Origin of the sequence: Streptomyces pseudovenezuelae (assembly GCF_029892565.1) — a bacterium.
Lineage (GTDB): Bacteria > Actinomycetota > Actinomycetes > Streptomycetales > Streptomycetaceae > Streptomyces > Streptomyces pseudovenezuelae_A.
Map to the genome: position 1 here is coordinate 46460 of NZ_JARXVH010000033.1, position 12419 is coordinate 58878.

Annotated in this window: 9 protein-coding genes and 2 pseudogenes; 8 read left to right on the top strand and 3 right to left on the bottom strand. The window is 68.9% G+C overall.

Features of this window, described 5'->3' with window-relative positions; all coding sequences use genetic code 11:
• Positions 1 to 11: 11 nt before the first annotated feature.
• Complete coding sequence (gene hydA / locus M2283_RS48585) at positions 12 to 1433, top strand: dihydropyrimidinase (protein ID WP_280883047.1); 1422 nt, start codon at positions 12 to 14, stop codon at positions 1431 to 1433.
• A gap of 208 nt (positions 1434 to 1641) precedes the next feature.
• Here the strand turns inward: hydA and M2283_RS48590 are convergent, their stop codons facing one another.
• Positions 1642 to 2379: an SDR family oxidoreductase gene (locus M2283_RS48590; protein WP_280883048.1), complete on the bottom strand. Its 738-nt coding sequence runs from the start codon at positions 2377 to 2379 to the stop codon at positions 1642 to 1644.
• 96 nt (positions 2380 to 2475) lie between these two features.
• Here M2283_RS48590 and M2283_RS48595 point away from each other — a divergent pair, with 96 nt between their 5' ends.
• Both M2283_RS48595 and M2283_RS48600 read left to right on the top strand, forming a co-directional pair.
• Positions 2476 to 3339, top strand: coding sequence for a LysR family transcriptional regulator (locus M2283_RS48595; RefSeq protein WP_280883049.1), 864 nt, complete (start codon positions 2476 to 2478; stop codon positions 3337 to 3339).
• A gap of 691 nt (positions 3340 to 4030) precedes the next feature.
• Positions 4031 to 4732 (top strand): alpha/beta fold hydrolase, encoded by a 702-nt coding sequence (locus M2283_RS48600; protein ID WP_280883050.1) that lies wholly within the window; start codon positions 4031 to 4033, stop codon positions 4730 to 4732.
• A 1101-nt stretch (positions 4733 to 5833) separates the two neighbouring features.
• Here the strand turns inward: M2283_RS48600 and M2283_RS48605 are convergent.
• Positions 5834 to 6191 (bottom strand): annotated as a pseudogene (locus M2283_RS48605) (PRC-barrel domain-containing protein).
• Between the two features lie 603 nt (positions 6192 to 6794).
• Between M2283_RS48605 and M2283_RS48610 the strand changes: the two are divergent.
• From M2283_RS48610 to M2283_RS48620, 3 genes are all read left to right on the top strand, one after another.
• Positions 6795 to 8003: an ice-binding family protein gene (locus M2283_RS48610; protein WP_280883051.1), complete on the top strand. Its 1209-nt coding sequence runs from the start codon at positions 6795 to 6797 to the stop codon at positions 8001 to 8003.
• Between the two features lie 94 nt (positions 8004 to 8097).
• The gene (locus tag M2283_RS48615; protein WP_348538991.1) at positions 8098 to 8886 is read left to right on the top strand and encodes a DUF5819 family protein; all 789 of its coding nucleotides are present in this window, start codon (positions 8098 to 8100) and stop codon (positions 8884 to 8886) included.
• Complete coding sequence (locus tag M2283_RS48620) at positions 8876 to 10015, top strand: HTTM domain-containing protein (protein ID WP_280883052.1); 1140 nt, start codon at positions 8876 to 8878, stop codon at positions 10013 to 10015. The genes M2283_RS48615 and M2283_RS48620 overlap by 11 nt, the downstream gene beginning before the upstream one ends.
• A gap of 286 nt (positions 10016 to 10301) precedes the next feature.
• Here the strand turns inward: M2283_RS48620 and M2283_RS48625 are convergent, their stop codons facing one another.
• Positions 10302 to 10859, bottom strand: coding sequence for a hypothetical protein (locus tag M2283_RS48625; RefSeq protein ID WP_280883053.1), 558 nt, complete (start codon positions 10857 to 10859; stop codon positions 10302 to 10304).
• A 110-nt stretch (positions 10860 to 10969) separates the two neighbouring features.
• On the opposite strand from M2283_RS48625, the gene M2283_RS48630 reads away from it, so the two are divergent.
• Positions 10970 to 11689, top strand: a complete 720-nt coding sequence (locus tag M2283_RS48630) for a TetR/AcrR family transcriptional regulator (RefSeq protein WP_280883054.1) — start codon at positions 10970 to 10972, stop codon at positions 11687 to 11689.
• Between the two features lie 436 nt (positions 11690 to 12125).
• Positions 12126 to 12419: pseudogene (locus M2283_RS48635) on the top strand (hypothetical protein); the annotation flags it as partial.

The window sequence follows — 12419 nt, forward strand, 5'->3', positions numbered from 1 at the left end:
GGAGGTCTGCCATGTCCCACCCCTCATCGATCGAACCCGTCGACCTCGTCGTCCGAGGCGGCACCGTGGTCAACGCAGACTGGCAGGGCGTCGCGGACGTCCTGGTGGGCGGCGGCAAGGTGCTCGGGGTGGTGGAGCCGGGCGCGTACCGCACCGTACAGGCCCCCGGCACCACCGAGTTGGACGCTTCCGGACGCCTCGTGCTGCCCGGCGGCGTGGACCCGCACTGCCATGTCGGCTTCACCTCGGGGGACTTCACCTCCCTCGACGACTACCGTCAGGCCACCACGGCGGCCGTCTTCGGGGGTACGACCACGATCGTGGACTTCGCCATCCCGCGCCCCGGCGAGAACCCGGCCGACGTCGCCGCGGCCCAGCGCGCCAAGGCGGCACAGGGGTTGTGCGACAGCGCGCTGCACGGGTGTGTGGTCGAGTGGGACGACACCGTGCCGGAGCAGCTGCGGTCGCTGGCCTCCGACGGCATCGTCACGGTGAAGATGTTCACCACCTACCGCGGCGAGACCATGGCCGACGAGAAGACCATCCTGAATGTGATGACGACACTGCGGGATCTGGGCGGCATGGTGGTCATCCACTGCGAGGCCGACCACATCATCGCGGACACGCAGGAGCGCGGTGAGGCCGCCGGGTCGATCAGCGCGTCCCATCACTCCGGTACGCGGCCGGAGTTGGCCGAGAACGCGTCGGTCGCCGAGATCCTCGCCATCGCCGAGTCGGTGTCGGCCCCGGTATACTTCGTTCACCAATCGACACCCGAGGCGGTCGACCTGGTGGCCCGCGCCCGCGGCCGGGGAGTGCGGGCGTTCACGGAGACGGTGGCCCACCACTTGGTTCTCGACGACACGGCGTACGCGGGCCCGCATCCCGAACGCTTCGTGTGCTGCCCGCCGTTGCGGGACGCCGGTACGGTCGCCGGGCTGCGTTCACGACTGCTCATGGGCCAGGTGGCGACGATCGGCAGCGACCACTGCTGCTACGACACGGCCCAGAAGGAGTCGGTGAGTCACGACGTACGGGCGATGCCCAACGGTCTGCCGGGCGTGGAGACCCGTATGCCGGTGATCTTCAGCGAGTTGGTAGTCAAGGGCGGTCTTCCGACGGGCCGCTTCGTCGAGTTGATGTGCGCCAACCCGGCCAGGCTCAACGGCCTCTACCCCCGCAAGGGAGTCATCGCGCCCGGCTCGGACGCGGACCTGGCGATCTGGGACCCCAAGGCCACCCGGACCGTCCGCAGTTCCGGCCTGCACATGGCCACGGACTACACGCCGTACGAGGGCATGTCCGTCACAGGCTGGCCGGAGACCGTCGTGGTGGGCGGCCGTCCCGTCATCGAGGCCGGCCTGCTGACGGACACCGAACCCCGGGGCCGCCATCTGCGCTCGGGCCCACTGAGCCGGTCCCTGGTCTGTTGACCCCGCGGCTTCGTACGGAGGAGCGCGGCCGGTTCCCGAGGCGATGAGGAGCATTGGCCGGCGCTCTGCCGCGTGGTCGGCGTGTGGCTGCAGGGGGTGGTCGGCGGTGGTCCTGGATCCGCGTCGGCGGTAGGAACTTCGGTGGTTTCGGGGCTTGTTCCTGATTGCGCAGGTGTTCGCGAAGGAGGAGCTGGAGCACCTGCGTGCGCTACCAGGGGATGACGCCGTCGTCCTCGAAGAACGAGCCGGTCGGGCCTCCGTCGGGCAGCGTGGCGAGCCGGATCGCTGTGGCCGCGCCCTGCTCAGGAGTGCGGGGTCCGTGGAAGCCGGTGAAGTCGGTCGCGACCAGGCCCGGGCACGCGGCGTTGATCAGGATGTCCGTATCGGCCAACTGCCGGGCGTACTGCACGGTGACGGCGTTGAGGAACGACTTCGACGGCGAGTAGGCCGCCATGACGGGGCCGATCTCGATGTCCGGGTCCGCCTGCCGGGTCAGGGAGGCGACGGCGCTGGAGACGTTGACGATGCGGGGCGACGTCGAACGCCGCAGCAGCGGGAGCATCGCGTTGGTCACCCGGATGACACCGATGACGTTGGTCTCCACGACCGTGCGGACCAGGTCGAGGTCGAGGGTGGTCGGGTCCTGGACCCACCCCGGCCCCGTGTCTCCTGAGATGCCGGCGTTGTTGACCAGGACGTCCAGGCGCCCTGTCTGCCGTTCGATCAGTTCCGCGGCATCGGTGACGCTCCGGTCGCCCGTCACCTCCAGCGGCACCCCGAACGCGTCCACGCCGGCGGCACGCAGCCTCTCCACGGCGCTCTCGCGCCGGACCTCCTCGCGGGCTCCCACACCCACGCGGTACCCGAGGACACCCAGCCCGGCCGCGATCTCGTACCCGATTCCCTTGTTCGCGCCGGTCACCAGCGCGATCTTCGTTTCGCTCATGCTGTTGATGGTCACTCGCGGACGAGCGGTGCGGCCAACACCGAACGGGTGCCCTGTCATACCTGGTGGGTATCACCCAGAAGCTACGCTGTGGCCATGGATGCCCTGGAGACCCGCGAGCTGAGGTACTTCGTGGCTGTCGCCGAAGAACTGCACTTCGGCCGTGCCGCCGAGCGCCTCGGCATGGCCCAACCACCGCTGTCCCGGGCGATCCAGCAGCTCGAACGGCGCCTCGGCGTCTCCCTGTTGACCCGCAACCGGCGCGGCGTCTCCCTGACCGGCGCCGGAGAGGTGCTGCTGCACGAGGGCCGTGCGGCCCTCGACGCGAGCACCGCCGCCGCTCGCCGCACCCGTCGCGCCGGCGGCGCCGACCGTCCGGGCGGTCCCCGCGACCGCCTGGTGCTGGCGGTGAAGGCCGCCGCGTCCCACGAGCTGCTGCGAAAGCTCCTCGACGCCTACGCGGCCGAGCCCTGTGCCGCCGAGATCGAGGTGCTGCCGTGCGGCATGTGTGAGCAGCCGGAGCTGCTGCGCGACGGCCGTGCCGATGTGGCGCTCATGCACGCCCCGTACAACTCCCTCGCCGGGTTCGACAGCGAGGAACTGATGACCGAGGGACAGATCGCCGTCCTGCCCGCCGGGCACCCCCTCGCCACGCGCAAGACGTTGTGCCTGGCCGATGTCGGCGACGTCCCCGATCTTCCGCTCGCCCGCTGGCCCCGCCACGGCACGTATCCACCCGGACCGGGCCCCGAGATCCACGACCAGACGCAGCTGGCCCAGCTGATCGCCCTCGGGCGCACCATGGCCGTCTTCCCCGACTCCGCCCGCTCCTGGCTATGGGCCGGGCACACCGCCGTCCCTCTGACCGACGCACCCCCCGTCGTCACCCACATCGCCTGGCCCGCGCACAGCCGCTCCCTCGCCCTCGCCGGACTGATCCGCACGGCCGCGCGGCTGTAACGCCCTCTTGCCTCGCATGCTCCCGCCCGGTTCCCGGGAGCGGTTGGGGGTTGAGCCGTCGCCGCTGGGCAGGTGCTCGATCGCGACGAGGAAGTCACGGAAGGCCCGGTCGGTGCGCCGGGTGTCGCCGGTGGCGTCGAGATCCATGAGCAGACCACGGATGACCGCGAGAACAAGGGTCGCGAGATCCGGTCGACCGATGCTGCGCAGACCGTCCTCGAGCGGTCCGAGCCAGTCGGTCGTCGCGGTGCGCCGGAAGTTGGGCCACAGCTGCTGCTCCGCACTCTCGCGCAGCTGACCGAACATCCGCAGGTACGGCTGCCCGTCCGGGCCAGTGATGGAAGTCCAGGCCCGGTTCAGGGTTGCCGTGTACGGCTCGTCGGGTCGTACGCGCAAGAGGTCGCCGAACATGTCGAGCTGACGTTGTCGCGCGCGCCCCAGGATGGCCCGCAGCAGGGCGTCACGGGTACCGAAGTGGTAGATCAGCATGCGGGCTGAGGTCCCGGTGGCGGTGGCCAGCGGCTCCAGCCGGTCGGGGAGCCCGTACGCCAGGGCGTGATCGGCGCAGGCATCGAGCAACCCCACCTTGATGTGCGGTTGCGGTCGTCTCCCCATGGCCCGCACTTTTTCACGTAACAGCTACTACGTCTATCGTCGGCGGGGGTAAGTCGAGGCAGACGTGGAGGCAGCGATGAGGGTCGTGTTCGTGCATGGGGCGTGTGTGCGGGACGGGTCGTGGTGGTGGCACCGGACCGCCGAACTGCTGCGGGAGCGAGGAGTGTCGAGCGTGGCACCGGCGCTGCCGAGCTGCGGCGAGGCGGGCCTGCCCGTCGGCGTCGGCGTCGACGGTCCGGGGCTGCCCGAGGATGTGGCCGCGGTGCGGCAGGTGCTGCAGGGCAGCGACGAGCCGACCATCGTGGTCGCCCACAGCTACGGTGGCATCATCACCGCGGAAGCCGCCGCGGGCATCGAGTCAGTGCGCCACCTACTGCTGGTCTCCAGCTACCTGCCCGAGGTCGGGCAGAGCCTGTCGGAGTTCGGGGACGGCGGCCCCGCCCCGTTCCTCGACGTCGACCCCGACGCCGGCACCTTCGGGGTCCGCCCCGAACTGCTCGTGGACACGTTCCTGCAGGACTGCGACTCCGAGGTCCAGGCACAGGCCGCGGACCACCTGGCCCGGCAGAACCTGCAGGTGACCGGGCAGCCGGTCGGGGCGGCCGCCTGGCAACAGGTGCCCTCGACGTACCTCGCCTGCACCCAGGACCGGGGCACCCCGATGCGTCTCCAGCACGAGTTCGCCCGCCGGGCCGGCAACATCGTCGAACTCGACGCCGGCCACCACCCGTTCCTGTCCCAGCCCACCGCGGTCCGGGACCTCCTGCTGAGCCTGTGACGGCGGACTCGGAGCGGCCGGACATCACACCTGCAGTCGTCACGCCCCGGCCCTCAACCGAGGGACGACAGCCGAGTTCACCTGTCTGAATTGCCATGATTCGTGTCCGCCAAACTCCTTTGAGGCAACTCCGGTTACCCAGGCATTTGATGCATTGACGTCCAAACTCTCCTGCTGAGCGAGCCAGACGGACGTGTTCGGGTGGCTCCTCGGCAGCGGGAAGGCTGTTGTGGTCCCCACTGACGCGGGGAGGGGGCAGCCCTCCGCACCAGTGAACTCGCGCTGGATCGCACGGTCCTCCCCCTGTCTCGACGGGAAGTACGAATCGACATCACGTCCCGGTCCGGCAACAGCTTGCGGCCCGGACAACGGCTCGACGTCCTCGGTGACGCCCTGCCCCTTGGCGAGACGCAGGCCGCATCGGCGTCGAGCAGGGCAGTGGGAGCCGCCAGGGAGTACTGACCCTGGCCATCCGTCTCAGGCCGTCGAAGATGTGTCGAGCGACTTCCCGTGCACCTACCTGGTCCGTGTACAGGAACTCCAGCAGCCCGTGGGCGAGCAGCTCCTCCGCGATCCGCTCGGCCCCGAACGGCCCGCGGTGCCTGTGCCGGTGCGCCAACGCGCCCGCCATCAGCGCCTCGCCGAAGGTGGCGGGGACATGGGCGGCGAAGCCCACATGGGCCAGGTAGGCAGGGGAGCCGCACAGCCATGTTGTTCGTACGACAGAGACATGGTGCCCCCGTAAATCGTTCCCCTTCACGGTCCCCGTCCAGCGGCACCCGGCGTATGAGCATTCCGGCCCTGGACACGAGCCGTGCGGCACTGGCGACCGCCAACTCCAGCGACACCAGCGGTACTTCCGCGTCCCTCCTGCGTACGAGAAACGCATCCCACCGTGCGAAGGCGGCAGCGGCCTTGTCCTTGTCCGGAGGGGACGCCGGCTGCGCCGGGACAGCCGTACAGCGGCGAAGGCCGCCGATGGCCAGCAGATAGCCCAGGCCCTCGGCTGCCGCGCCGATGATTCCTCGGACGACGGCCACGAGGACCAGTAGCAGGAAGAGCATCACGACTCGAACACTCCCTTGGGCCCGACTCGGTCGCTCAGCGGCAGGCGAATTGCCGTTCGCCGCCGGCGCCCGACTCGTACGTCATGCCGTAGTGCTGGAAGATCGCCTCTTCCTGCGCGGCGGGCAGGATGTCGTCCGTGCCGATCGAAGAAGCCTTCCTCACCAGGCTCTTCGCATACGAGACCTTGAGGTAGCCCGGCCCGAGGATCGCTTCGTCGAGGGGGACAAAAAACCAGGCGCCGGCGAGTGGGCGGCCCGGTCCGGACGGTGGCCATGGCCGGTTCGTCGGTGACGGTGTCCACATAGATCGCTTCGAGCATGCCGATCTTGCGTCCGTTCGGGTCGACGACATCGTGGTTGCGCCGCTTACGGATGTCGGCCGCCTGGGTCACGTCCCCTCCCTTCCGAGCCGAGTGCGGGCCGGTGCAATCCGTCCTACGGAACCCTGCCGGGCATTTGAGTCGGCAGCGGTGACTTCTTGCTGATCTGCGAGCTCTATTCGAGAGGCGGGTGCTGAAATCTCCCGCGCCAACCGAACCGACGGTCGAGACAACGACTCCGGCGCATACGCGCCGGAGTCGCCCTTCCGGGCGGTTGCACGTGAGAGTGCACCAACCCGCAACCAGTATTACTGCGGTCCGTGCCGCTCGTGCGCTGAATGCCCCGTCACGCTCGGACCTCTCGTCAGACCATGCTTGCGTGATCTTCTCGCCGCACGGTCTCCGTTTGCCGGCCGCGCCCACCTGCCCCCGTCAGGGAGAATTGCGCTTTAGTGATTTTATGCCTTGCTCGCCCGGATAATAGATAGGCGCCATTCGGCCTATTAAGCAGTTCTGTGTATTTCGCGAATTGTTCGCCGATTTCGGTGAAGTCAGTCGAATGAATCGCAATCCGATTCCGCTCGTGCGTAATATGCCAGCGAAAGATATGCAGGAGATTCCCCGCGACCGAGAACCACCAAACAGGCACCATCCCTGATAGGAGTTGGCCCCTCGATGACGCTGAATATCCCTGACGCTCCAGTACGGCGCACCATGTCGGTCTGGTTCGCGGCGCTGACGGCCGTGGTGATCGCCGCGGTCGTGCTCGCGATGACGCCGACACGCGCAAGTGCCGTTGCCACACCCGTACCTCTCGGTACGGCGACCAGCTTCGCCGTACTGGCCGGTTCACAAGTCACCAACACCGGGCCCTCGTCGATCACCGGTGATCTCGGAGTGTCGCCGGGAACGGCCATCACCGGATTCCCGCCCGGCACGGTGCTCGGGGCCCAGCACTCTGCGGACGCGGTGGCGCTCCAGGCCAAGAGCGACCTGGTCACGGGGTACAACAACGCCGCCGGTCAGGCGCCGGACGTCACGTACCCCACCGCTCCCGACCCCGTGGAGCTCGGTGGCAGGACGCTGGATCCGGGCGTCTACAAGGCACCCATCTCCGCGGGTATCACCGGCACGCTCACGCTCGACGCGCACGGTGACCCCAATGCCGTATGGGTCTTCCAGATCGGTTCGACCCTGACGACGGCGTCCGGCAGCAACGTGTCGCTCGTCAACGGCGCCTCGCCGTGCAACGTGTACTGGCAGATCGGCAGTTCGGCCACCCTCGGCACCAACTCCACGTTCGTGGGCACCATCATGGCCCAGGAGTCGATCACCGTCACGACGGGAACGACCATCGCCGGCCGGGCGCTGGCCCGTACCGGCGCCGTGACGCTGGACAACAACACGATCAGCCGCGGTACGTGTGCCGCGGGCGGAACCACCGGTAGTCTGATCACGGGCGGTGTTGTCGCCGGTGCCACGTCGGGCGGCGCCACGGCGGGCACGACGGGAAGCACCACGGTCGGCGTCATCGGCGGCGTGCCGACGGGTGGCGGAACCGGCGGTCTTCTCGGCGGTGTCCTGACGTCGGGTGGAACCACCGGCGCGGTGGGCGGTCTCGTCGCGGGCGCCACCACCAGCGGCACCACGGGCGCCACCACAGCCGGTACGAACGGTGGTGCGACGGGCGGCTCGACCGGTGGAAACGGCCATCACGATCACGGCCACAAGCCCGGCGGCCATGACCACGGTGGGAAGCCCAACGACCACGACCACGGCGGGAAGCCCGAAGAGCACGGCGGTTACGGCGGGCATGAAGGCAAGCCCGACAAGCCCGAGGGCTACGGCAGCGATCACGAAAGTCACCACAAGAAATCTGCCTAGCTTCAGCTCCCCTTGAGCGAGCAGGACGAGCGGCGCGCGACGGATCGTTGTCGATTCCGTCGCGCGCCGTTGGCGAAATCTCAGGAGAAACAAAGTGAGAGAAGCCAGGAATGAAAGGCCGGGTGGGACCGTGCTGGGCGGCATCGAAACGGTGGACGTCGACGAACCGGACCGGATCGGCGCCGAGGCGACAGGGCAGGCGGGACAGGCAGGGCGGACGGACCGGGGCGGGACAACCCTTGCCCGCCAAGGGCCTTCGAAGCCTCCGCCCCTCCTGCTGAAGGCGGGGACGAGCGTTGCTGTGGCCCTGTGTCTGGCGACGTCCCTGGTCCATGTACTCCTCGTGTTCCTGCACGTGGCGCCCCCGAACCCTCTCTCCCGGCAGTACAGCCGGCAGGTCAACGCGTGGGTCTTCCCCCTGTTCGAGCAGAACTGGCGGCTCTTCGCTCCGGATCCGGAGTCGGTCAACCGGCAGATCTCTGCACGGACCATGCACACCGCCCCGGACGGCAGGGTGCACGTGAGCGGCTGGTTCGATCTGAGCGGCGTCGACAACTCGGCGGTGAGACACGACGTCTTCCCGAGCCACACCGCGCAGAACATGCTGCGGCGGGCCTGGAGTTCGTACCTCGAAACCCATGGTGGTGACGACCGGCCCCGCTCGGAGCGGGCGCTGATGATGCAGAAGTACCTGACCGACATCGCGGCGGACCGCATCACCGACCACCGCGGCGGCACGTTCGAGTCCGTCCAGCTGCGGGTGATCACCGTGCCCATCGCCGCGCCGGCCGAGGGGCCCGGCCCCGGCTCGGCCGCTGCCGCGCCGAAGCCTGTCGAAACGCGGTATCTGCCCTGGTGGAAGGTGACCTCCCATGGAAACTGAGCAGGCACTCGTTCCGCATCGAGGTGTCCCACGTACCCCCGACGGGGCGGACCCAGGTCCGCGGCGCCGCGGACCGGAGAGGGTCGGTGCGCTCCTCACCGTCCTGACCGAGCGGCCGGTCTCCCTCTACGCCGCGGCCGTTCTGCGCATCGGCTACGGCCTCCTCTACCTCGTCTTCCTGCTGCGCGAGTTTCCGCACCGCGACGAGATCTGGGGGCCCGGGTCACCTTGGACGCCCGAGCTGGCCAGGCAGTTGTTCGGCCAGACCGGGTGGGCCAGCATCCTCACCCTGTCCGACAGCCGGCCCTACTTCGAGACGTGCTACGCGCTGGCCCTCCTCACGTCCGCGTTGTTCCTCCTGGGCTGGCGGACCCGGGTGGTGTCCGTGCTGTTCGCGGTCGTGGTGGCGTCGTTCCACGCCAGGGCGATCTTCATGACCGACGGAGGAGACAACCTCATCCTCCTGATGGCCCTCTACCTCGTCCTCACCGCGTGCGGCCGACGCTGGTCCCTGGACGCGCGCAGAACCCGGCGCCGAGCCTCCGCGGGAAAGGGGGAGAGCGGCTCGACAGACTCAGGAGCAGACGACCTCCGACACCAACTGGCCATGTCTCGCCGGACCTTGACGGCAGTACTCCACAACTGCGGCATGTTCGTCATCGCGGCCCAGGTCTGCTTCCTCTACGGATCCGCGGGCCTCTACAAGGTGCAGGGCGCCTCCTGGGGCAATGGCACAGCCCTCCATTACGTCCTGAACCTCGACCTGTTCCGGCCCTGGCCCGAGCTCTCGCTCCTGGCGGACGAGCACGACGTGCTGATCGCTGTCGCCTGCTACGTGACCGTGCTGGTGCAGGTCGCCTTCCCGTTCGTCCTGTTCGGACGGCTCAAATACCCGGTCCTGACCATGCTGTTGGGCATGCACCTGGGCATCGCCGTCCTCATGGGGCTGCCGCTCTTCTCCAGCGCGATGATCATCGCGGACGCCGTGTTCCTGCCGGACCGCTTCTACCGGGCACTAGGACAGCTCTTGCGGCCCGTCGGCCGGTGGGCGCATATCGGGGAGGCGGGGGCTTCGGCACGCGGAGGGGAGGCACTCGTGCCGCCGCAGCCAACACCGTCGAGCCATTGAGGGTTCTGTGGTCTGGACGCGGTGCCGTTCTGTGAGGCAGTTGACGAGGGTGGTCAGGGCCTGTTGGAAGCGGAGGGTGAGCTTGTCCCGGTCGCCCTGGGGAACCAGTTCCGGGCCGTGCTTGCGATCGGGGCTGTCGGCGCAGGATCACGCAGTCCCCCGGCCCGGCCAGTCTTGTGGCACTCAACGCCATCCGCCGCACCGTCCTGTCGCCGAGCCGGACCCTGCCGGGCGCGTCCCGACGCGCGCGCCGCGCCCGGTCGCCGCGATCCTCGCTCGCCCCCGGTCAGCCCCTGCCGGTCGAGCGGGACAGGCGGAACGCCGAGACGAGGAAGAAGATCCCTCCGAGTGTGGCGTAGCCGGCGAGGGTGGTCAGCGAGGGGTCCTCCTGTGAGGCGCTTCGGATGAAGGTCGCGCCGGCCAGCACCGAGATGCCGCCGCTGACGATCATGGCCCACTGGCCGCCCATCGGTCGGCGCGCGACGCCCACGAGGAGCTGGACCAGCCCGGATACGACCGCCCACGCGCCCCAGACGCGCAGCACGTCGGCGACGCCCGAGGCGCCGGCGACCGCGACACCGACCGCGGCCAGCGAGCTGACGGCAATGTTGGCGTACAGGCCCTTGACCGACCCGTCGGCGCGCGCCGACCTGGTATCGACGACGGCCGCGACCACGTCGAAGGCCGGATAGAGGAACAGCAGCAGCCTGGCCGCGACGGTGAGGTCCGAGCCGGACACCAGCAGGAGCACCGCCCACGCGGCGGCGAAGACGAAGCGGATGACGTACAGCCGACGCAGGGCGGGCGCGGCGCCGACGTGCTCGGCGGAGGCGGCAGATGCCATGAGGTTCTCCAGTCAGTGCAGGGTAGAGAGAACGCTCTCTCTTGTCTGCAGACTGACACACCCCTCCCACCAAAACAAGAGAGACCGTTCTACCTGCTACATTGGGTGACATGACAGGGACGGAAGCGGGCACAGGCACCGGCAGGAGGGTTTCCCAGGCCCGGGAGCGGCTCCTGCAGACCGCCGGGCAGCTCTTCTACGCGGAAGGCATCCACACCGTGGGCGTCGACCGCCTGGTCGCCGAGTCGAAGGTCACCAACGCCACCTTCTACCGCCACTTCCGCAGCAAGGAAGACCTTGCCGTCGCCTACATCGCAAGCGTTGACCAGGCGATCCGCACACAGATCGGCACCCTGACGGCCGCAGACGTACCGACCGACAGCATCCTGCGGGGCATCGGTGCCTCCTTGGTCGAACAGATCCGCTCGCCCGGCTACCGCGGATGCGCCTTCCTCAACGCGGCAGCGGAATTCCCCGATCCCGACCACCCGGTCCACCGTGCCGTCGTGCAACACCGCGCATGGTTCCTGCAGACGATCACCGAACTGTTCGCCGAGATCACGACCGCGCAGGCAGAGCACGCCGGGCGGCACTTCGTCATGCTCCGCGACGGCGCGATGAGCGCCGGCTACCTCGGCGACCCCGTCCTGGCCGGCGAGACCCTGCTGCGCGGCATCGACGGACTCCTGCGGATCCACACCGCCCGCGGCCAGGACGAGCCCGCCTCCTCCTCACCCGGCCAGGCATCCTCCGCCGCCACGCCCCTCTCCGACATCGAATGCACACCGCCCAGCACCCAACCCCGGCCGGGCCGCAACCGGCCGCACTGAACGCCGAACGGACCAAGGCGCCTCCAACTGCCGCAGTAGGCGGTGCGCCAGAGTCCCAGGCCAGTGCCGCGGACCACAGAGACCAGTCGGGCAGGCTCAACACGAAACGGACCCCCGTCCAAAACGTTCGGCGCTCAAGGGCCTGCCTCCGAAACCCGAAAACCCTCGGGGGCAATCCGCTCGCGGGCAATGGCGTGGTCGAGCGGATGCGTTCGATCGGCGTCGACGTCAAGACCTGGGGGAAATCCCCCGGCCCGCCCGCGCCAACCCGAAGCAAGCCGCCCTGCTGGGGATCGGTGTCGGTGACGGTCGGACACCCCTCCACCCGTACATCTACGACGACGTCGCGACATACGTCGGCGGTGTCTTCGCCAGCGACGAGACCCGCTGCCGCCTCTTCGCCGCCGCTGCCGAACTGGTCTACGTAGCTGGCTGGATGAGCTTCGACTCGTCGCAACACGAGGCCGCCCGGCGGTACTTCACCCTGGCGGTGAAGCTGGCGGCCGAAGCCGAGGACGCACCGCTGGCAGGCCACGTCCTGCGAGCCATGGCCCACCAGGCGACAGATCTCGGGCACCCCAAAAAGCCGTGGGACATCGCGACGGCCTCGGTCGAGCACAAGCGACGTTCAGGGGTGTGGTCGGGTAGCCGGAGACCATTGCTGATCCCCGGCCCCCTCAGAACCGGACGTGCGAGCTTTCCCCGCATCCGGCTCAAGCAAGCCACGAGG